We start from the raw sequence: 19,274 nt of genomic DNA on the forward strand, positions 1-19,274 counted from the left end.
TCCGGGTGTCACACGGTGGTGTCCACGGGGCTCGGCCGGTCTCGCTTCGGGGCGCGAGACTGCGGGGAGGGGGCCCTCAGAAGGCGCACATTCGACACATACAACGAGCACCGGGCGTCATCGTCGCCTCGGTCGCAAGGGTGCGGCTGCTCGTCGTGGTCATGGGCCCCAGTAAACCAGACCGATCGACTGAGCGTTCAACGTTGTCCGCATAGCGGACGCAATCGGTTCGCATGTCGGACGGGCAGGGGGACGGCGGCGGACGGCCCTCAGGGGCGCGCGCAGCGGATCTTCCGCCCCGTAATACCCTCGCTGCATGCTCGACGCCCTGACGGTCGCCCTCGGCGCGGCCGCCCTCGCCCTCGCCGCCTGGTGCGGTTTCGCCGCGCTGCGGAACCAGCCGACCAAGGACTGGCACTTCATCGGCATGGCCGTGGTGACCGTCCTGGTCCTCGCCCAGCTGGTGGTCGGCCTGGTCAAGCTGGGCTCGGGCGAGAGGCCCGAACAGGGCACGGTGCTGTTCGTCGCCTACCTGCTGGGCGCCTTCGCGGCGGTCCCGGCGGCCGGGCTGCTCTCGCTCACCGAACGCACGAAGTGGGGTTCGGTGACGGTGGCGGCGGGTGCGGTCGTCCTCGCCGTCCTCGAAGTACGCCTCTACGACATCTGGGGAACCGCCGGTGCCTGATCTGCCCGACACCGATTCCGCCACGGCCGGTACCGCCGGGGCGCCCGCGCGACGCGAGCGGCTGGTCTCCGGGCCGGGGCTGCTGCTGGTGTGGCTCTACGGGGTGATCACGGTGGGCGCGGTCTCGCGCTCGGCCTACCAGATCTCGACCGAGTTCGACCGGGCCCCGCTGCCGTACTCGCTGTCGGCGCTGGCCGCGCTCGTGTACGTCTTCATCACGTACTCGCTGGTGCGGGGCGGGGAGACGGCCCGCAAGGCGGCGCGGGTGTGCTGCGCCGCCGAGCTGACCGGCGTGCTCGTCGTCGGGACCTGGACCGTGGTGCGGCCCGAGGCGTTCCCCGACACGACCGTGTGGTCGCAGTTCGGCATGGGCTACCTGTTCATCCCGGTGATCCTGCCGGTCACCGGGATGCTGTGGCTGCGCGCGAAGCGCGGACAGGTCTGACAGGGGCTCAGGCGCTGACCGCGAAGTCGGCCGCGTCCTTCGCTTCCTTCTCCAGGATGACGAGGTGGACCCCGTCGGAGGCGGTCCGGTCGCCGACCCGGACGTAGCCCGCCTTGCGGTAGAGCCGCAGGTTGGACTCGCTCTTGTGGCCGGTGTGCAGCCGGAACCGGCTGGTGCCGCTATTGCCCGCGAGGGCCTCCTCCACCGCGCGCAGCAGCCGGGCGCCGAGCCCGTGGCCCTGGAGCCGGGGGTGGACGCACAGCTTGGCGATCTTGCCGGTGCCGTCGGCGTCGACGTTGCCGCGCACCGTGCCCACGACCTCGTCGCCGAGCCGGGCCACGAGAACGGTGTCGGTCGCGAGCTCCGACTTGAGGGAGTCGAGGGTCTGGGTGAGCGGCTGGATGCGGTAGTTGCCGTACAGCTCGGCCTCGCGCTGGAACGCCAGGTACTGGAGCTTGAAGATCTGCTCGACGTCCTCGGCGGCCGCCGCCGAAATGGTCACGCTCATACCCATGTGCGCATGCCTCCAGCTCACCTGGTAGCCCGATGGTCTACCGCTCCATTCCCCGAAGGGGTGGCGCCGCAACCTCTGCAGCCAGCATTCTGCGCAGACATCCCAGGCAACGGGAACGCACCGGCCCCAAACTTCCTTGTGAGATACCCAACTCTCCTGCGATTTCACGGTAAGTGAGGTCCCTCGGCGACAGAAGTGCCCCTATTAGTTCAGGACACCGTCCGGGCAACCGGGCGACGGCCGATCGAAGGACCCTGCGCTGTTCCCCGTGCAGCACCGCGTCCTCGGGATCGGCGCCGGCGCAGCCGGGCCGCGCTCCGTACGGCACTTCGCGCAGCGCCCGCCGCCTGGCCCGGCGGGCCTCCGAGCGCACCGCCCGGCGCAGCCAGCGGGCCCGTTCGGCGGAGGCGCCGGCCGAGGCGACGGCCTGACCGGAGGCCGCGGGGCCGCGTTCGAGCAGCCTGACCCAGACGGCTTGTTCCAGGTCGGCGGCGTCGACCCCGGCGGCCGGGGCCTCCGCGGCGGCCTCGGCGGAGAGCAGCGGGCCCAGCTCGTTCAGGAGGTCGGTGTCCTTCATCGCGTCCATGCCGGGCGGGACGCGGTGGCCGTGCCCGGCGGTTTCCCTGCCGGGCACAGCACACCCGTACGAGGAGATCCTCCCGGCCGTTGACGCCTCTGCGGCGCTACGGCCGGGGCGTTGCGGACGGCGGCGTCACCGGCGCGGGCGTTACCGGCGCGGGCCCCGCCCGGGCCGGAAGGCCTCGGCCGCGAGCAGCCCGGTGTCCGGGTTGTCGGTGAAGATGCCGTCGATGCCGAGCTCGAAGTAGCGGCGGAAGGCGCCGAAGGCGTCCCCGTACGCGGTCGGGTCGGTGCCCTTGCGGTACTCGGCCGGCAGGAAGCTGTTCTCGTTGCGCGCGGTGTAGGGGTGCAGGACCAGCCGCTGCGCGTGGGCGTCGCGCACCAGGGTCGTCGGGGTGCCCAGCTTGCCGTCCGCGTCCCGCGGCACGATCAGGTCGAGGGTGGGGCCGATGCCCTGGGCGAAGCCGGCGATCCACTTGAGGCCTTCGGGCGTGACGAGGTCGGCGACGGTGCGGGGGTCCTTGGCCAGCTCGAAGTCCCAGGGGCGGGTGTTCGCCGCCCCGAGCAGCACCACGCGGGGCGCGGAGACCAGCCGGGAGAGCCGCTGGATGCTGGACGGCTCGAAGGACTGGAGGAACAGCGGTGCGTTCTTCCCGTCGCGGCCGTAGCGGCGCAGCAGCCTGGCGAGGGGCTCCTCCAGGCCGAGGCCCAGCGCCCGGAAGTAGCTGGGGTGCTTGGTCTCGACGTGCAGCCAGACCCGCTTGCCGCGCCGCCGGCCCTCCTGGTCGGCCCAGCGCAGCACCTCCTCGAAGGTCGGCACGTCCCACCGGCCGTCGTAGAGCGTGTTGCGCTGGCGGACGGCGGGGATACGTTCCTTCGCGCGCAGGGTCTTGAGCTCGGCGAGCGTGAAGTCCTCGGTGAACCATCCGGTGACGAAGACCCCGTCGACGGATTTGGTGGTCCGCCGGGAGGCGAACGCGGGGTGGTCGGCGACGTCGGTGGTGCCGCCGATCTCGTTCTCGTGGCGGCAGACCAGGTGGCCGTCCTTGGTGGGGACGAGGTCCTGCTCGATGACGTCGGCGCCGAGGTCGAGGGCCAGCTGGTAGGAGCCCAGGGTGTGCTCGGGCCGGTAGCCGCTCGACCCGCGGTGACCGACGATCAGCGGGACGGGCAGGTCCCGGTAGCCGCCCTCGTGGCGGTCGGCCGCGGCCGCGGCCGGTCCTGCCGCCAGTCCGGTGATGCCGGTCCCCGCCGCGAGAACCGCGGCTCCCAGGACCGTACGCCGTGCTGCCCCGCCCTGCGTCATGAGTGCACTCCCTGTCTCAGAGGGCCGCCCGCCCGGGGATCTCCAGGTCACGGGCCTGCCCGGCCCGCCGATGGTAGGCAGCCGGCGGTGGCCCGGAGGGGGTTCCGGGCGGAACATGGCGCAAACACATGTCAACACTGCGTATCCGACACGTGAACCCAATGTGCGATCAGGGAGGCCCGGCGAGTATCGTCCTCACCTGCACTACCACTGTGTCGTGCGAAGCCGCTTTTCGATGCCGGAGGGCTCACGTTGTTCCGTACCGCGCTCATCAAGGCCACCGTAGGACCGGTCATGCGGCTGATGTTCCGCACCCGGGTGGAGGGCATCGAGAACATCCCGGGCACCGGTCCCGTGATCCTCGCGGGCAATCACCTCACCTTCATCGACTCGATGATCCTGCCGCTCGTCTGCGACCGTACGGTCCACTTCATCGGCAAGGACGAGTACGTGACGGGCAAGGGCGTCAAGGGCCGCCTGATGGCGTGGTTCTTCACCGGCTCCGGCATGATCCCCGTCGACCGCGACGGCGCGAACGGCGGAGTCGCGGCCCTGATGACGGGCCGCCGCATCCTCGAAGAGGGCAAGATCTTCGGCATCTACCCCGAGGGCACCCGCTCCCCCGACGGCCGGCTCTACCGCGGCCGCACCGGCATCGCCCGCCTGACCCTGATGACCACCGCGCCCGTGGTGCCGTTCGCGGTGATCGGCACGGACAAGCTCCAGCCGGGCGGCAAGGGCATGCCCCGCCCGGGCCGGGTGACCATCCGCTTCGGCGAGCCGATGGAGTTCTCCCGCTACGAGGGCATGGACCGCGACCGCTACGTGCTGCGCGCCGTCACCGACTCGGTGATGGCCGAGGTCATGCGGCTGTCGGGCCAGGAGTACGTCGACATGTACGCCACCAAGGCCAAGGAAGCCGGAGTGGCCGAAGCCGCGTAGCTACTGGCGTCGCAGTGACCGGCTGACGCCCGCCGCGGTCGTCGTGGCGAGGACCCAGCCGGTCACCACCAGCAGGTACGACAGCCACTGGTACCAGCCGCTCGGCGCGAAGGCCTCCTCCTGGCCGAAGCCGATGATCGGCAGCATCAGGTCGATCGTGTAGAACACCGGGTTGAAGTCCGGGGCCTCGCCCTGCTTGAGCTCCCGCGGGTGGTGGAGGGCGTACGCGAGCGAGCCCGACACCAGCAGCGCCAGCAGCCAGAGCGCGGCGCGCAGGGGCCGGAAGCCGTACCCGACGGTGACGTCCTGGAGCAGCCCCCACAGCCTGGCGTAGCGGGGCAGTGTGTGCCGGTGGCGGCGCAGTTTGGCGAGCTGGACGGTCCGGGCCGCCGCCTCGTCCCCGGCGGTCCGGTAGGCCGCGGCGAGCTGTTCGTAGGCGTAGGGAAGGTACCCCGACTCCTCCCGCTCCAGTGCGGGCAGGCGTTCCTCGGCGGCCAGGTGCGGCGCGAGGGTGCGGTAGGTGAGGCCGTCGACGGCGATGCGCTCCGGCCACGTCTGCGGCTCGATGTGGAGCATGTCGAGGGAGGCGCGGCGCAGGTTCACACCGCCCCCGATCGGTGGGCACCGGCGCAGCCACAGCTCGCCGATGGAACAGCTGGAGGCGCGCAGGGCGGTTCCGCCGGGGTTGGCGAGGTCGCTGCGGGTGAACATGGCCTGTCCCGGGATGCGCGATCCGGTGAGGTTGACCATGCCGCGTGCGTGCAGCCGGGCGGCACGCAGGTCGGTGCCGACGGTCAGCGTCTCGGCGTGCAGGGCTATCGCGCCGGGGTGGAGGAGGCGGGCGTCGTCGAGCTGGACCTGTCCGCCCACGATGGCGCCGTTCAGCCGGAACTGGCCGTGGACGGTGAGGTCGTTGGCGATGATGTCGGTGCCGATCTCGGCGTGGTTGAGCTGGAGCGCGGCCTCGCCCGCCTCGTCCCCGGGGGCGGGTTCGATCACGGCTCCCTGGAGGAAGAGACCTCCGGCGATCCGGGCGCCCTGGAGGCGGACGGGCCCGGTGATCCGGCAGCAGGAGAGCCGCAGGACCACCTCGACGCGCACGGTGGCCGCGGTCAGGCCGGGCAGCGTCGAGTAGCCGAGCACGAGCGCCTTCAACTGGGCTCCGTACAGGAGTGGTTTGCGTTCGAAGAAGCAGTCCCGCAGCCGGATCGGGTGGTCGACGACGGCGTACCTGAGGTCGAGTGCGCCGGTGATCCGGGCGCCCTTGACCTTGAGCCCGGCGACCTGGCCCTCTTCGGCCGGCCCGGCGCCGAGCAGGAGGGCCCGGAGCACTTCGGCGCGGACCGTGCGGCCCGGTCCCCAGTCGGCTCCGTCGACGGAGCTGTCCCCGGGCTCTTCGCGGAAGTCGACGCCCTCGCCGCGCGGGAAGGCGTCCCATACGCGGCGTTCGGCGGGCGTCAGATCGTTGGTCTCCATCGCCGGGATGGTGTCCCGAAGATCGACGGGGTGTCAACTCCGGCCGGAACACCCTCCCTTGGGGTGGCTCAGTGCTCGATGCCGTCCTGGAGTGCCTGGCCGCGCAGCAGGAACCAGGCGGCCGCGGCGGTGGCGAGCAGGACCGCCGCACCGACGCCCGAGGCGAGCCGGAGCCCGTCCACGAAGGCGTCCTGGGCCGCGCCGACCATCGTCTGCGCGGTCCCCGGGTCCAGCATCCGGCCCGCCTCGACGGCGCCGCCCAGCGATTCGTGTGCGGAGTCGGCGACGGCCGCGGGGACCGAGGCCGGGGCGGTGAAGCCCTGGTAGACGCCGGTCACGATGGAGCCGAGCAGGGCGATGCCGAGGGCGGCGCCCAGTTCGTAGGCGGTCTCGGAGACGGCCGACGCCGAACCCGCCTGCTCCTTGGGCACGCTGGAGAGGATCACGTCGGCGGTGACGGTGAACGAGAATCCGGCGCCGAGGCCGACGACGAGCAGGGCCGCGCCGAGCACCGGGTAGGCGCTCTCCTTGTGGATCAGGGTGAGCGCGCCCAGGGCCAGGCCGATGGCGGCGAGACCACCGCTGACGACCACCCGGACCGAGTAGCGGCGGGCGTAGCGCCCTGCCACCAGTCCGGTGACGACCGCGCCGATGGCGGCGGGCAGTTCGGCCAGGCCCGCCTCCAGCGGGTCGCGGCCCTGGACGAGCTGGAGGAACTGGGACAGGAAGAAGACGAGCCCGGACAGCCCGAAGACGGTGAGCAGGTCGGCGAGGACCGCGCCGGAGAAGCCGCGGTGCTTGAACAGCCGCATGTCGAGCAGCGGGGCGCTCAGCGTGAACTGGCGCCGCACGAAGGTGTACAGGGCTCCGGCGCCGAGGACGGCGGCGGTGGCGACCTCCCAGGTGAGGCCGTGGGTGGCGACTTCCTTGACGGCGTAGACCACGCCGATGACACCGACGAGCGAGAGGGCGACGCTGAGCAGGTCCCAGGGGCCGGCGACGGGGTTCTTCGACTCGGGCAGCAGCTTGATGCCGACGACGACCAGGACGGCCATCACGGGCAGGTTGATGAGGAAGACCGAGCCCCAGTAGAAGTGCTGGAGCAGGGCGCCGCCGACGACGGGCCCGACGGCGGCGCCGGCCGAGGCGGTGGCGCCCCAGATCCCGATGGCGAGGCTGCGCTCGCGCGGGTCGTGGAAGATGTTGCGGATCAGCGCGAGGGTGGACGGCATCAGGGTCGCGCCGGCCACGCCGAGCAGCGCCCGGGCGGCGATCATCATCTCGGGGCTGGTCGCGCAGGCGTTCAGCACGGAGACGGCGCCGAAGGCGGTGGCGCCTATGAGCAGCAGCTTCTTGCGGCCGATGCGGTCGCCGAGCGAGCCCATGGAGACGAGGAGACCGGCGATGACGAAGGAGTAGATGTCGCCGATCCACAGCAGCTGGGTGCCGGACGGCTTGAGGTCCTCACTGAGGGAGGGCGTGGCGAGACCGAGTACCGTGGCGTCGACCGCGACCAGCAGGACGGCCAGGACGAGTACGCAGAGCGCGAGCCAACGGCCGCTGCTCCTTTCCTCCGCCCCCTTCTGCCGCTTGAGCTGTTCGGTACGGGTCATTTCTCCACACTCCGTCTTGCGCCACCGAGCAGCAGCTCGATGATCATGTACTGGAAGTCCTTGGCCGCGACCCGGCCGTCCATGACGGCCCAGGCGCAGGTGCCGATGAGGCCGTAGAGGGCCTCGGTGAGCCAGGCGGGGCTCAGGTCGATCCGGATGGTGCCCTCTTCCTGGCCGCGCCGGAACAGGGCGCTGACGCGGGCGTCGAGGCGGGCCCACCCCTCGTGGACCTGATCGCCCTCGAAGAGCTGGTTCTCGGTGACGAGGAAGGCCAGCAGCTGGGCGTTGGGCTCGCTCTCCGCGACGAGCCGCCTGAGCGCCTCGACGGCCGTGCCCTCGCCGAGGCGGGCGTTGTCGAACGCCACCTCGAACTCCCGGATGCCCATCTCCTCCAGGGCCCGCACGAGGGCGTCACGCCCGGCGAAGTGCCGGTGCAGCGTCGCGCGGCCGATGCCTGCGGCGCGGGCGACCTCGTCCATCGTCGCGGTCGATTTCCGGGAAAGCAGGGCCGCCGCAGCGCGGAGCACCTGGTCACGATCCATGGCCATGAGACAACGATACCTCGAATGAGACGTCAATGTCTCATTCAATCGGAAAATGGGCTGCCCTGGCGGCAGCCGGAAGGAACCCGAGATGGAACCGCTGAAGCCGCTGCGGGTGTGGCTGAACCCCGGTCACGGCGTGGAACTGCTCGCGCTGGCGGACGCGTACGAGCTCGCCTGGGCGACGACCTGGAAGGACGAGGCCAACGAGTGGATCGGGCCGCCCCTGGGGCTGCCCCGGCTGCCGTTCGTCGACTGGCCGCAGATGCACGGGCGGTCGCCGCGCGGCACCTTCTGGAAGACCCAGCACGTCCTGGAGTACGCGGGGCACCGGCCCTTCGCGTGGATCGACGACGACATCACCGCCATGGACCGGGAGTACGTCGGCCGGCGCCACCCCGCGCGGGCGCTGCTGATGCGGATAGACGAGCGGGTCGGGCTGGTCCGGGCGGACTTCGAGGCGCTCGCGGCCTGGGCGTAAACGACGGGAGGGCGGCCGGAGCGGGTGCTCCGGCCGCCCCCCCGGGGGGTGCCGCGGTTACTGCTTGTGCGTGGCCCAGGCGTGCTGGATGACCAGGTCCGCCTTGAGCTCGGTCAGCTGGGTGGCCACCGCCGACGGCGCGGTGCCGCCGCGGCCGTTGCGGGAGGCGAGGGCGCCCTTGACGTTGAGGACCGTACGGACCTCCGGCGTCAGGTGCTCCGAGATCTTCGAGAACTGCTCGTCCGTGAGTTCGTCCAGTTCGATGCCGAGCGCCTCGCACTCCTTGACGCACTCGCCGGCCACCTCGTGCGCGACCCGGAACGGTACGCCCTGCTTGACGAGCCACTCCGCGATGTCCGTCGCGAGCGAGAAGCCCGCCGGAGCCAGCTCCTCCATCCGCTCGCGGTTGACCGTGAGCGTCGCCATCATGCCGGTGAAGGCGGGCAGCAGGACCTCAAGGGTGTCGCAGGAGTCGAACACCGGCTCCTTGTCCTCCTGGAGGTCGCGGTTGTACGCGAGCGGGAGGGCCTTGAGGGTGGCGAGCAGGCCGGTCAGGTTGCCGATGAGGCGGCCGGACTTGCCGCGCGCCAGCTCCGCGATGTCCGGGTTCTTCTTCTGGGGCATGATCGACGACCCGGTGGAGAAGGCGTCGTGCAGCGTCACGAAGGAGAACTCCTTCGTGTTCCAGATGATGATCTCCTCCGCGATCCGGGACAGGTTGATCCCGATCATCGCGGTGATGAAGGCGAACTCGGCGACGAAGTCACGCGAGGCCGTGCCGTCGATGGAGTTGCCGACCGAGCCGCGCTCGAAGCCGAGGTCCGCGGCGACCGCCTCCGGGTCCAGGCCCAGCGAGGACCCGGCGAGGGCCCCGGAGCCGTACGGGGAAACCGCGGTGCGGGTGTCCCACTGGCGCAGCCGCTCCGCGTCCCGGGACAGGGACTGGACGTGGGCCAGTACGTGGTGGGCGAAGAGCACCGGCTGCGCGTGCTGGAGGTGCGTGCGGCCCGGCATGGCCACGTCGGCGTGCGCCTCGGCGAGGCCGACCAGCGCGTCCTGGAGGTCGGCGAGCAGGCCGCCGACGATCCGGGCGTGGTCGCGCAGGTACATGCGGAAGAGGGTGGCCACCTGGTCGTTGCGGGACCGGCCGGCGCGCAGCTTGCCGCCGAGGTCGGCGCCGAGCCGCTCCAGCAGGCCCCGCTCCAGGGCGGTGTGCACGTCCTCGTCGGCGATGGTGCCGGTGAAGGAGCCGTCGGCCACGTCGGCTTCGAGCCGGTCCAGGCCCGCGATCATGCGGTCGAGCTCGTCGGCCGTGAGCAGGCCCGCTTTGGCGAGCACGCGCGCGTGGGCGCGGGACCCGGCGATGTCGTACGGCGCGAGGCGCCAGTCGAAGTGGACGGACGCGGACAGCTTGGCCAGGGCCTCGGCCGGGCCGTCGGCGAACCGGCCGCCCCAGAGCCGGACGTCACCGTTGTTGCTGCTCACAGCTACTGCTCCTCAAGAGGTGGGTGTACGACCGGCTCCCCGTCGCGGAGGGAGCGGGGAGCCGGCCTTCGTACTGCGTGGAACGACTCGGCTCAGGCGAGGTCGCGGCGTGCGGCGATCTTCGAGGACAGGCCGAAGATCTCGATGAAGCCCTGGGCCTTGGACTGGTCGAACGTGTCGCCGGAGTCGTAGGTCGCCAGGTTGAAGTCGTAGAGCGACTCGTCCGACTTGCGGCCGGTGACGACGGCGCGGCCTCCGTGCAGGGTCATCCGGACGTCACCGGTGACGTGCTGATTGGCCTCGTTGACGAAGCCGTCCAGCGCGCGCTTGAGCGGGGAGAACCACAGGCCGTCGTAGACCATCTCGCCCCAGCGCTGCTCGACCTGCCGCTTGTAGCGGGCCAGCTCGCGCTCGACGGTGACGTTCTCCAGCTCCTGGTGGGCGGTGATCAGGGCGATCGCGCCCGGGGCCTCGTACACCTCGCGGGACTTGATGCCCACGAGGCGGTCCTCGACCATGTCGATGCGGCCGATGCCCTGGGCGCCGGCGCGCTCGTTGAGCTGCTGGACGGCCTGGAGCACGGTGACGGGCTTGCCGTCGATGGCGACGGGGACGCCCTCCTTGAAGGAGATGACGACCTCGTCGGCCTCGCGCGGGGTGGCCGGGTCCGCGGTGTACTCGTAGATGTCCTCGATCGGGGCGTTCCAGATGTCCTCCAGGAAGCCCGTCTCGACGGCGCGCCCGAAGACGTTCTGGTCGATCGAGTACGGGGACTTCTTGGTGGTCGCGATCGGGAGGTCCTTCTGCTCGCAGAAGGCGATGGCCTTGTCACGGGTCATCGCGTAGTCGCGGACCGGGGCGATGCACTTGAGGTCGGGGCCGAGGGCGGCGATGCCCGCCTCGAAGCGGACCTGGTCGTTGCCCTTGCCGGTGCAGCCGTGGGCGACGGTCGTGGCGCCGTGCTTCTTCGCGGCGGCGACGAGGTGCTTGACGATGACGGGCCGGGAGAGGGCCGAGACCAGCGGGTAGCGGTCCATGTAGAGGGCATTGGCCTTGATCGCCGGGAGGCAGTACTCGTCGGCGAACTCGTCCTTGGCGTCCGCGACCTCGGCTTCCACGGCGCCGCAGGCGAGCGCGCGCTTGCGGATGACGTCCAGGTCCTCGCCGCCCTGCCCGACGTCCACGGCGACGGCGATGACCTCGGCGCCGGTCTCCTCGGCGATCCAGCCGATGGCGACGGAGGTGTCAAGGCCGCCCGAGTAGGCGAGTACGACGCGCTCGGTCACGGGTTTCTCCTCACGGTGTTCACGGGCGGGATGCTGCGAGCGTTACTAGGCATAACTATGCACTGCTCCGTATGTTTCGTCAATCACAGCCCGCCGCACTTCGCTGACCAGCATGAATATCCGGACGATGACCGCTCTTCCTGTGGACCGCGGGCGGGACGCGCTGCCGCTGCGGGGGCTGCTGGACCGCTCCGGGTGCGGAGTCCGCGGTTCCCCGGCCTGTCCGCGCCGCCTCTGCCCCTGGTGCGCCGTACCGTCTGACATGTGCTGCGTACCGCGCTCCTCGCCGCCTCACTGGCCGTCACCAGCCTGCTCCCCCAGGCCCGTCCGCCGTTGCCGGCGCGGCTCGCCGATACCGGTGGGGGCGGTCAGCTCATCGTGGCCGTGGCGTCCTCGGCGGGTTCCAGCGCCGGGTGGCTGAGCTGGTGGGACCGGCGCGCGGGGCGGTGGTACGAGGAGGGGCGGGCGCCCGCGCGGTTCGGGGCGAACGGGCTGACCGAGGGCGCGAGCCGGGTCCAGGGCACGGACACCACCCCGGCCGGCCTGTACGACCTCCCGTACGCCTTCGGTCTCGCGCACGCCCCCGCGGTCACGGAGTACCCCTACCGCCGGGTGTGGGACCGCTCGTGGTGGTGCCAGGACAACGCCTCGGGCAGCTACAACCGCTGGGTGGAGCCGCTGCCCGCCGACTGCAGGCCCGGCGAGGCGGAGCACCTGGCCGCCTACGGGCAGCAGTACGCGCACGCCATGGTCATCGGCTTCAACTACGACCGGCCGGTGCGCGGCCGTGGCGCGGGCATCTTCCTCCACGTCAACGGCAAGGGGGCGACGGCCGGTTGCGTGTCCGTCCCGGAGCCGGCCATGCGGGCGGTCCTGCGCTGGGCGAACCCGCGCAGGCACCCGCACATCGTCATCGGCACGGAGTCCGGGGCACTGGCCGTGACCGGCTACTAGGGCGTGCCCGTCAGCTTTCCTTCTGCGCCAGTCGCAGCAGGTGGTCCGCCAGGGCCTGGCCGCCCGAGGGGTCCCGGCTGATCAGCATCAGCGTGTCGTCCCCCGCGATCGTGCCGAGGATCGACCGGAGTTCCGCCTGGTCGATCGCCGAGGCGAGGAACTGGGCCGCGCCCGGCGGGGTGCGCAGGACCACGAGGTTCGCGGAAGCCTCCGCCGAGATCAGCAGTTCCCCGGAGAGGCGCCGCATGCGCTCCTCCTTCGCCGACTCACCGAGCGGGGCCTGCGGGGTGCGGAAGCCGCCCTCGCTGGGAACCGCGTAGATGAGCTCGCCACCGGTGTTGCGGATCTTCACCGCCCCGAGCTCGTCGAGGTCGCGGGAGAGCGTCGCCTGCGTGACGCTCAGCCCGTCGTCCGCGAGCAGTTTGGCCAGCTGGCTCTGCGAGCGGACCGGCTGGCGGTTGAGGATGTCCACGATCCGGCGGTGGCGGGCGGTGCGGGTCTGCGGGACGGACTGGCTACCGTTCTGCTCGTAATCCTGCGCCTGGCTCATCGTCGTCTCATTCCCCGGTTCGTCCGTCCCCATGGGCCCCATCGGCCTCATTGGCCTCTTCGGCCCCGTTCGCCGCGGCTTGGGCCGCGTCGAGGACGCCGGGCAGGGCCCGGACGAACGCGTCCGCCTCGGCCTCGGTCAGTACGAACGGCGGCATGAGCCGTACGACGTCGGGGGCGGGCGCGTTGACCAGGAAGCCGGCGTCCTGGGCCGCCTGCTGCACCAGCGGTGCGAGCGGCCCGGTCAGCACGATACCCAGCAAAAGGCCCGCACCGCGGACGTGGGAGACCAACGGGTGGCCGTTCCCCCCGCACAGGCCCTCGATTCCCGAGCGCAGCCGCTCGCCCCGCGCCTTGACCCGGTCCAGCAGCCCGTCGGTGGCGATGGTGTCGATCACGGCGAGGCCCGCGGCGCAGGCGACCGGGTTCCCGCCGAAGGTGGTGCCGTGCTGGCCGGGCCGGAGCAGGTCGGCGGCCGGGCCGAAGGCGGCCACCGCACCGATCGGCAGCCCGCCGCCGAGGCCTTTCGCGAGCGTGACGAGGTCGGGCTCCACGCCCTCGTGGGCCTGGTGCTCGAACCACTGGCCGCAGCGCCCGATCCCGGTCTGCACCTCGTCGAGGACGAGCAGGGTCCCGGTCGCCCGGGTGATCTCCCGGGCGGCCGTCAGGTAGCCGGCCGGGGGCACGACGACGCCGTTCTCGCCCTGGATCGGTTCGATGACCACCAGCGCCGTCTCCTCGGTGACGGCGGCCCGCAGCGCCCCCACGTCCCCGTAGGGCACGTGGGTGACGTCGCCGGGCAGGGGCAGGAAGGGGGTCTGCTTCGCGGGCTGACCCGTCAGGGCCAGGGCGCCCATGGTCCGGCCGTGGAAGCCGCCGGTGGTGGCGACCATGTGGGTGCGCCCGGTGAGCCGGCCGATCTTGAAGGCGGCTTCTACGGCCTCCGCGCCGGAGTTGCAGAAGAACACGCGCCCGGGACGGCCGAAGAGCTGGAGCAGCCGCTCGCCGAGCGCGAGCACCGGTTCGGAGGCGTACAGGTTGGAGACGTGGCCGAGTGTGGAGACCTGTCCGGTCACCGCCGCGACGACCGCCGGGTGGGCGTGCCCGAGGGCGTTGACGGCGATACCGCCGACGAAGTCGGTGTACTGCTTGCCGTCCGCGTCCCAGACCTGCGCCCCTTGGCCGCGTACGAGGGCCAGCGCGGGCGTGCCGTAGTTGTCGGTCAGCGCCTGCTGCCAGCGGGCCGCGTACTCCTGGTTGCCGGTGCTGCCGGACGTGCCGGTCATTCGGGTTCCCCTCCCTGTGCGTCGGGCACGACCATGGTGCCGATGCCCTCGTCCGTGAAGATCTCCAGCAGGATCGAGTGCGGGACCCGCCCGTCGATCACGCGGGCGGTGCCGACACCGCCGCGGACGGCGTGCAGGCAGCCCTCCATCTTGGGCACCATGCCGCTGGACAGCTCGGGCAGCAGCTTCTCCAGCTGGCTCACCGTCAGCCGGCTGATCACCTCGTCGCTGTTGGGCCAGTCCGCGTAGAGGCCCTCGACGTCGGTGAGGACCATCAGCGTCTCGGCGCCGAGCGCCGCGGCGAGCGCGGCGGCCGCCGTGTCGGCGTTGACGTTGTACACGTGGTGGTCGTCGGCGCTGCGCGCGATGGAGGAGATGACCGGGATCCGGCCGTCCGCGAGCAGGGCCTCGATCGCGCCGGTGTCGATGGCGGTGATCTCGCCGACCCGTCCGATGTCGACGCGTTCGCCGCCGATCCGCGGGGTGTGCTTGGTGGCGGTGATGGTGTGGGCGTCCTCGCCGGTCATGCCGACGGCGAGCGGCCCGTGCTGGTTGAGCAGCCCGACCAGCTCGCGCTGGACCTGGCCCGCCAGCACCATCCGTACGACGTCCATGGCCTCCGGGGTGGTGACGCGCAGGCCCGCCTTGAACTCGCTGACCAGGCCCTGCTTGTCGAGCTGGGCGTTGATCTGGGGGCCCCCGCCGTGCACCACGACGGGCCTCAGGCCGGCCTGGCGCAGGAAGACGACGTCCTGGGCGAAGGCCGCCTTGAGGTCCTCGTCGATCATGGCGTTGCCGCCGAACTTGATGACGACGACCTTGCCGTTGTGGCGGGTGAGCCAGGGCAGCGCCTCGATGAGGATCTGCGCCTTGGGCAGCGCGGTGTGCTTGCGCGCGGTTCCGGTGCCGGGCTGTCCGGCCTTGTCGGCGCTCATGAGCTGTACGCGCTGTTCTCGTGGACGTACTCGGCGGTCAGGTCGTTGGCCCAGATCACTGCCGATTCGGAACCGGTGGCCAGGTCGGCGGTGATGCGGACCTCGCGGTCCTTCATCGAGACCAGGTCGCGGTCCTGGCCGACGCTGCCGTTCTTGCAGACCCAGATGCCGTTGATGGCGACGTTGAGCCGGTCCGGGTCGAAGGAGGCCTTGGTGGTGCCGATCGCCGAGAGCACCCGGCCCCAGTTGGGGTCCTCGCCGTGGATGGCGCACTTGAGGAGGTTGTTGCGGGCGATGGACCGGCCGACCTCGACCGCGTCGTCCTCGTTCACCGCGCCGATGACCTCGATGCGGATGTCCTTGCTCGCGCCCTCGGCGTCGCCGATCAGCTGGCGGGCGAGGTCGTCGCACACGGCCCGTACGGCCTCGGCGAACTCGTCGTACGCGGGCACCTGGCCGGACGCGCCGGAGGCGAGCAGCAGCACGGTGTCGTTGGTGGACATGCAGCCGTCGGAGTCGATCCGGTCGAAGGTGGTGCGGGTGGCGGCGCGCAGCGCCTTGTCCAGGCCGGCGCTGTCCACGTCGGCGTCGGTGGTGAGGACGACGAGCATGGTGGCCAGGCCCGGCGCGAGCATGCCCGCGCCCTTGGCCATGCCGCCGACCGTCCAGCCGTCCCGCGTGACGACGGCCGTCTTGTGGACGGTGTCGGTGGTCTTGATGGCGATGGCGGCGGCCTCGCCGCCGTCGGCGGAGAGGGCGGCCGCCGCCGCGTCGACGCCCGGGAGCAGCTTGTCCATGGGGAGCGGGACGCCGATCAGCCCGGTGGAGGCGACGGCGATCTCGCCGGCGTTGTGTTCCGCGCCGGGGCCGAGCCCGTTCAGGGTGGCCGCCACCTTCTCGGCGGTGGCGTGGGTGTCCTGGAAGCCCTTGGGTCCGGTGCAGGCGTTGGCGCCGCCCGAGTTGAGGATCACGGCGCTGACGGCGCCACCGCGCATGACCTGCTCGGACCAGTGGACGGGCGCGGCCTTGACGCGGTTGGAGGTGAAGACGCCCGCGGCGGCCAGACGCGGCCCGTTGTTGACCACGAGGGCCAGGTCCGGGTTTCCGTTCGCCTTGATCCCGGCGGCGATGCCCGCCGCCGTGAATCCCTGTGCTGCCGTGACGCTCACTGCATCTCCTTCTTCGTGATGGCTTCCGGGCCGGTCTTCACGGAGCGACTCCGATCGCCGAGAGCCCGAGCTGCTCGGGCAGCCCGAGGGCGATGTTCATGCTCTGCACCGCACCGCCGGCGGTGCCCTTGGTGAGGTTGTCGATGGCGCTGATCGCGATGATCCGCTGCGCGGAGCCGTCGTGGGCGACTTGGATCTGCGCGGCGTTGGAGCCGTGGACCGACTGGGTGGCCGGCCACTGCCCCTCGGGGAGGAGGTGGACGAAGGGTTCGTCGGCGTACGCCTTCTCGTACGCGGCGCGGACCGCGTCGGCGGTGGTGCCGGGGAGGGCCTTCGCCGAGCAGGTCGCGAGGATCCCGCGGGCCATGGGCACCAGGGTCGGCGTGAAGGACACCGACACCCGCCGTCCGGCGAGCGGGCTCAGGTTCTGCACCATCTCGGGCGTGTGCCGGTGGCCGCCGCCGACCCCGTAGGGGGTCACGGAGCCCATCACCTCGGAGCCCAGCAGGTGCGGCTTGAGCGCCTTGCCCGCGCCGGAGGTGCCCGTGGCGGCGACGATCACGGCTTCGGGCTCGGCGAGGCCGGCCGCGTACGCCGGGAAGAGGGCGAGGGAGACGGCGGTGGGGAAGCAGCCGGGGACGGCGATGCGCTTGGTGCCCTGCAGGGCGGCGCGGGCGCCGGGGAGTTCGGGGAGCCCGTAGGGCCAGGTTCCGGCGTGCGGGGCCCCGTAGAAGGCGTCCCAGTCGGCGGCGTCCTTGAGCCGGTGGTCGGCGCCCATGTCGACGACGAGCACGTCCTTGCCGAGCTGCGCGGCGACGGCGGCGGACTGCCCGTGCGGCAGCGCCAGGAACACGACGTCGTGCCCGGCGAGCACCTCGGGGGTCGTCGCCTCGAGCGTCCGTCCGGCGAGGGGCACGAGGTGCGGCTGGAGCGCGCCGAGGAGCTGCCCCGCGTTGGTGTTCCCGGTCAGCGCGCCGATCTCCACCTCGGGGTGCGCGAGCAGCAGGCGCAGCACTTCCCCGCCCGCGTACCCGCTCGCTCCGGCCACCGCTACACGTACCACCATCGGACCTCCTCCTCGATGGCATGACTATACGGTTCTCCGCAGTTTTATGCAAAGAAGTCGGAACGCCCGGCTATCCCCTGCGGGCACGGAAGGCGGCGGCCTTGGTGCGGTTCTGGCAGGCGGTGGAGCAGAACTGGCGGGCCGCGTTGCGGGAGGCGTCGACGTACACGCGGTCGCAGCGGTCGGCGCGGCAGACGCCCAGCCGGCCGGCGAGGCCGCCGCCGACCGCCAGGGCCAGGGCGGTCGCACAGCTGGCGCTGCATCCCGCCGCGAACGAGTCGTTGCGGCCGTGGAAGTGCACCTGCCAGGACCCGCCCTCGGCGCGGTCCAGCCGGGGCCTGGCCGCGGTGTCGCACAGCAGGGCGTTCACGGCCCGGGCGGCGGCGTCCGAGTCCCCGTCCTGCACGGCCTGGAAGACCTCGTGCATCCGGGCCGCCGCTTCGACCATGTACTGCGCCTGCGCGGCATCGATGTCGCGCGGCAGCGAGGCGGCGTGGCGCGACACGGCGCTGTCGATCGCCTCCGGCAGCTCCGCCCCCCGGGGCGCGGTGTAGGGGCGGCCGCGCGCTTCCCCGTCGGTCAACGTGTTCACGAGCGACACGGCCTGGTCCAGCAGTACCGCCACGTGACTGTCGAACATCACTTGACCAGTCACTCCTTCCATGGTTAGCGTGTTTGTGACTGACATTAGCCGATTCGACAGTTACGCGAAGGGTGGCGCCATGCCGCGGACCGTATGGCTGCTGGTGGCGGCGCGGGCGATCAACCGGCTCGGCGCCTTCTCCCTGCCCTTCCTGACCGTGCTGATCAGCACGGACTTCGGCGCGAGCGCCGGCACCGCCGGCCTGCTCAGCGCCGCCTTCGGCCTCGCCACGATCCCCTCCCGGCTGGCCGGCGGCCGCCTGGCGGCCCGCCTCGGGCGGCGCCGCACGATCGTGCTCGGCCTCACGGGATGCGCCCTCGCGCAGCTGGGCATCGCCGCCGCCGGATCCCTCCCCGTGGTGGCGGCCTTCGCGATCCTGCTCGGCCTGGCCTTCGAGCTGTACGAGCCGCCGAGCCAGGCGATGATCGCCGACGCCGTCGCGCCCGCCGAGCGGGTGCGCGCGTACAGCCTGCTGAACGCCGCGCTCGCCGCCGGCGGCACCGGCGCCGGACTGATCGCGGCGGCCCTGGGCCGGTGGGACCTGCGCTGGCTGTTCGTCGCCGACGCGCTCACCTGCCTGGCCTGCGCACTGGTCCTGCGCATCGCGCTGCCCGCCGACGGCCCCCTCCGCGCGTCCGCCCGGCGCGGCGCGGGCGGGCAGCCGGTCCGGCCGTGGCGGGACCGCGCGCTGTGGGCCGTGTTCGCGGCCGGCACCGTCTTCGCGCTGGTGTCCATGCAGATCGTGGTCGCACTGCCCCTCACCCTGGGCCGCGTCGGCTTCGCACCGGCCGACGCCGGGCTGCTGTTCACCACCTCGGCCGTGACCGTCGTCGCCGCCCAGCCGGCGCTGCGCCTGCGGCGCCTGGCCGCACTGCCCGCCTCGGCGGCCCTCGCCCTCGGCTACACGCTGATGGCAGCGGGCCTGGCCGGCTACGCGGTGGCGCACACCCTGCCGGCGCTCCTGGCGGCCACCGCCGTGTGGAGCCTGGGCGACGTGCTCATCCTCGGCCGGGCGTTCAGCGTCGTGGCGGACCTGGCGCCGCCGGGCGGCACGGACCGCTACCTCGCCGTGTACGGCATCAGTTGGGGAATCGCCACGACCGCCGCCCCGGTCACCGCCACCCAGCTCCTCGCCCGCGCCGGGGTCACCGCCCTGTGGGCCGGGACCGCGGGCCTGTGCCTCGCCCTCGCGGCCGCCCAACTCCTCCTGGTCGGTCCGCTCGTCAGCCGCACCCCGCGGCCCCGGCCGGCACCGGCGAAGACCGCCGCACCGGCCGGCCAGGGCCCCCGCTGACGGCCGCGGCGCCGCCGAGATGCA

Annotated in this window: 19 protein-coding genes and 1 pseudogene; 6 read left to right on the top strand and 14 right to left on the bottom strand. The window is 72.1% G+C overall.

Annotated elements, in window-relative coordinates:
- The first annotated feature begins 316 nt into the window (after positions 1 to 316).
- Positions 317 to 685: a hypothetical protein gene (locus IE207_RS17765; RefSeq protein ID WP_190185217.1), complete on the top strand. Its 369-nt coding sequence runs from the start codon at positions 317 to 319 to the stop codon at positions 683 to 685.
- A gap of 1 nt (position 686) precedes the next feature.
- Positions 687 to 1,130, top strand: a complete 444-nt coding sequence (locus tag IE207_RS17770; protein WP_190185399.1) for a hypothetical protein — start codon at positions 687 to 689, stop codon at positions 1,128 to 1,130.
- A gap of 7 nt (positions 1,131 to 1,137) precedes the next feature.
- On the opposite strand, the gene IE207_RS17775 is transcribed toward IE207_RS17770, so the two are convergent.
- From IE207_RS17775 to IE207_RS17785, 3 genes are all read right to left on the bottom strand, one after another.
- A complete protein-coding gene (locus IE207_RS17775; RefSeq protein ID WP_190185218.1) occupies positions 1,138 to 1,644 on the bottom strand; it encodes a GNAT family N-acetyltransferase in 507 nt (168 codons plus the stop codon).
- A gap of 37 nt (positions 1,645 to 1,681) precedes the next feature.
- Positions 1,682 to 2,230 (bottom strand): sigma-70 RNA polymerase sigma factor region 4 domain-containing protein, encoded by a 549-nt coding sequence (locus IE207_RS17780; RefSeq protein WP_373304731.1) that lies wholly within the window; start codon positions 2,228 to 2,230, stop codon positions 1,682 to 1,684.
- A gap of 141 nt (positions 2,231 to 2,371) precedes the next feature.
- Entirely contained in the window at positions 2,372 to 3,529 is a 1,158-nt protein-coding gene (locus IE207_RS17785) for a glycerophosphodiester phosphodiesterase (protein ID WP_190185219.1), read from the bottom strand.
- 294 nt (positions 3,530 to 3,823) lie between these two features.
- On the opposite strand from IE207_RS17785, the gene IE207_RS17790 reads away from it, so the two are divergent.
- Positions 3,824 to 4,471, top strand: coding sequence for a lysophospholipid acyltransferase family protein (locus IE207_RS17790; protein ID WP_229873811.1), 648 nt, complete (start codon positions 3,824 to 3,826; stop codon positions 4,469 to 4,471).
- On the opposite strand, the gene IE207_RS17795 is transcribed toward IE207_RS17790, so the two are convergent.
- The 3 genes from IE207_RS17795 to IE207_RS17805 all read right to left on the bottom strand — a co-directional run bounded on the left by IE207_RS17795 (position 4,472) and on the right by IE207_RS17805 (position 8,108).
- The gene (locus IE207_RS17795) at positions 4,472 to 5,947 is read right to left on the bottom strand and encodes a membrane-associated oxidoreductase (protein ID WP_190185220.1); all 1,476 of its coding nucleotides are present in this window, start codon (positions 5,945 to 5,947) and stop codon (positions 4,472 to 4,474) included.
- A 68-nt stretch (positions 5,948 to 6,015) separates the two neighbouring features.
- The gene (locus IE207_RS17800; RefSeq protein ID WP_190185221.1) at positions 6,016 to 7,560 is read right to left on the bottom strand and encodes an MFS transporter; all 1,545 of its coding nucleotides are present in this window, start codon (positions 7,558 to 7,560) and stop codon (positions 6,016 to 6,018) included.
- The gene (locus IE207_RS17805; protein WP_190185222.1) at positions 7,557 to 8,108 is read right to left on the bottom strand and encodes a TetR/AcrR family transcriptional regulator; all 552 of its coding nucleotides are present in this window, start codon (positions 8,106 to 8,108) and stop codon (positions 7,557 to 7,559) included. The genes IE207_RS17800 and IE207_RS17805 overlap by 4 nt, the downstream gene beginning before the upstream one ends.
- Positions 8,109 to 8,205: 97 nt before the next feature.
- On the opposite strand from IE207_RS17805, the pseudogene IE207_RS17810 reads away from it, so the two are divergent.
- A pseudogene (locus IE207_RS17810) lies at positions 8,206 to 8,583 on the top strand (hypothetical protein); the annotation flags it as partial.
- Between the two features lie 57 nt (positions 8,584 to 8,640).
- Here the strand turns inward: IE207_RS17810 and argH are convergent.
- On the bottom strand, positions 8,641 to 10,068 hold the full coding sequence (argH, locus tag IE207_RS17815) for an argininosuccinate lyase (RefSeq protein ID WP_190185223.1): 1,428 nt from the start codon (positions 10,066 to 10,068) through the stop codon (positions 8,641 to 8,643).
- Between the two features lie 92 nt (positions 10,069 to 10,160).
- On the bottom strand, positions 10,161 to 11,354 hold the full coding sequence (locus tag IE207_RS17820) for an argininosuccinate synthase (RefSeq protein ID WP_190185224.1): 1,194 nt from the start codon (positions 11,352 to 11,354) through the stop codon (positions 10,161 to 10,163).
- Between the two features lie 267 nt (positions 11,355 to 11,621).
- Between IE207_RS17820 and IE207_RS17825 the strand changes: the two genes are divergently transcribed.
- On the top strand, positions 11,622 to 12,308 hold the full coding sequence (locus tag IE207_RS17825) for a L,D-transpeptidase family protein (RefSeq protein WP_190185402.1): 687 nt from the start codon (positions 11,622 to 11,624) through the stop codon (positions 12,306 to 12,308).
- Positions 12,309 to 12,318: 10 nt separating this feature from the next.
- Here IE207_RS17825 and IE207_RS17830 read toward each other — a convergent pair whose 3' ends face one another.
- The 6 genes from IE207_RS17830 to IE207_RS17855 all read right to left on the bottom strand — a co-directional run bounded on the left by IE207_RS17830 (position 12,319) and on the right by IE207_RS17855 (position 17,953).
- Complete coding sequence (locus tag IE207_RS17830; protein WP_190185225.1) at positions 12,319 to 12,858, bottom strand: arginine repressor; 540 nt, start codon at positions 12,856 to 12,858, stop codon at positions 12,319 to 12,321.
- Between the two features lie 7 nt (positions 12,859 to 12,865).
- Complete coding sequence (locus tag IE207_RS17835; RefSeq protein ID WP_190185226.1) at positions 12,866 to 14,143, bottom strand: acetylornithine transaminase; 1,278 nt, start codon at positions 14,141 to 14,143, stop codon at positions 12,866 to 12,868.
- Entirely contained in the window at positions 14,140 to 15,078 is a 939-nt protein-coding gene (gene argB / locus IE207_RS17840; protein WP_190185227.1) for an acetylglutamate kinase, read from the bottom strand. The genes IE207_RS17835 and argB overlap by 4 nt, the downstream gene beginning before the upstream one ends.
- Complete coding sequence (gene argJ, locus IE207_RS17845; RefSeq protein WP_190185228.1) at positions 15,075 to 16,247, bottom strand: bifunctional glutamate N-acetyltransferase/amino-acid acetyltransferase ArgJ; 1,173 nt, start codon at positions 16,245 to 16,247, stop codon at positions 15,075 to 15,077. The genes argB and argJ overlap by 4 nt, the downstream gene beginning before the upstream one ends.
- Positions 16,248 to 16,284: 37 nt before the next feature.
- Positions 16,285 to 17,313 carry an N-acetyl-gamma-glutamyl-phosphate reductase gene (argC, locus tag IE207_RS17850; RefSeq protein ID WP_190185229.1) on the bottom strand — a complete coding sequence of 343 codons (1,029 nt, stop codon included), beginning with the start codon at positions 17,311 to 17,313 and terminating at the stop codon, positions 16,285 to 16,287.
- 70 nt (positions 17,314 to 17,383) lie between these two features.
- Positions 17,384 to 17,953 (bottom strand): CGNR zinc finger domain-containing protein, encoded by a 570-nt coding sequence (locus IE207_RS17855; protein ID WP_190185403.1) that lies wholly within the window; start codon positions 17,951 to 17,953, stop codon positions 17,384 to 17,386.
- An 82-nt stretch (positions 17,954 to 18,035) separates the two neighbouring features.
- Between IE207_RS17855 and IE207_RS17860 the strand changes: the two genes are divergently transcribed.
- Entirely contained in the window at positions 18,036 to 19,250 is a 1,215-nt protein-coding gene (locus IE207_RS17860; protein ID WP_190185230.1) for an MFS transporter, read from the top strand.
- The last annotated feature ends 24 nt before the right edge of the window (positions 19,251 to 19,274 follow it).

It is taken from the genome of Streptomyces cirratus, assembly GCF_014650775.1.
Classification (GTDB): Bacteria; Actinomycetota; Actinomycetes; order Streptomycetales; family Streptomycetaceae; genus Streptomyces; species Streptomyces cirratus.

Bases quoted from the DNA above. Each gene is read 5' to 3' on its own strand.
- IE207_RS17765 (WP_190185217.1), top strand. From the start codon at position 317: ATGCTCGACGCCCTGACGGTCGCCCTCGGCGCGGCCGCCCTCGCCCTC.
- IE207_RS17775 (WP_190185218.1), bottom strand. From the start codon at position 1,644: ATGGGTATGAGCGTGACCATTTCGGCGGCGGCCGCCGAGGACGTCGAG.
- IE207_RS17780 (WP_373304731.1), bottom strand. From the start codon at position 2,230: ATGGACGCGATGAAGGACACCGACCTCCTGAACGAGCTGGGCCCGCTG.
- IE207_RS17785 (WP_190185219.1), bottom strand. From the start codon at position 3,529: ATGACGCAGGGCGGGGCAGCACGGCGTACGGTCCTGGGAGCCGCGGTT.
- IE207_RS17790 (WP_229873811.1), top strand. From the start codon at position 3,824: ATGCGGCTGATGTTCCGCACCCGGGTGGAGGGCATCGAGAACATCCCG.
- IE207_RS17795 (WP_190185220.1), bottom strand. From the start codon at position 5,947: ATGGAGACCAACGATCTGACGCCCGCCGAACGCCGCGTATGGGACGCC.
- IE207_RS17800 (WP_190185221.1), bottom strand. From the start codon at position 7,560: ATGACCCGTACCGAACAGCTCAAGCGGCAGAAGGGGGCGGAGGAAAGG.
- IE207_RS17805 (WP_190185222.1), bottom strand. From the start codon at position 8,108: ATGGCCATGGATCGTGACCAGGTGCTCCGCGCTGCGGCGGCCCTGCTT.
- IE207_RS17830 (WP_190185225.1), bottom strand. From the start codon at position 12,858: ATGAGCCAGGCGCAGGATTACGAGCAGAACGGTAGCCAGTCCGTCCCG.
- IE207_RS17835 (WP_190185226.1), bottom strand. From the start codon at position 14,143: ATGACCGGCACGTCCGGCAGCACCGGCAACCAGGAGTACGCGGCCCGC.
- argB (WP_190185227.1), bottom strand. From the start codon at position 15,078: ATGAGCGCCGACAAGGCCGGACAGCCCGGCACCGGAACCGCGCGCAAG.
- argC (WP_190185229.1), bottom strand. From the start codon at position 17,313: ATGGTGGTACGTGTAGCGGTGGCCGGAGCGAGCGGGTACGCGGGCGGG.
- IE207_RS17855 (WP_190185403.1), bottom strand. From the start codon at position 17,953: ATGTTCGACAGTCACGTGGCGGTACTGCTGGACCAGGCCGTGTCGCTC.
- IE207_RS17860 (WP_190185230.1), top strand. From the start codon at position 18,036: ATGCCGCGGACCGTATGGCTGCTGGTGGCGGCGCGGGCGATCAACCGG.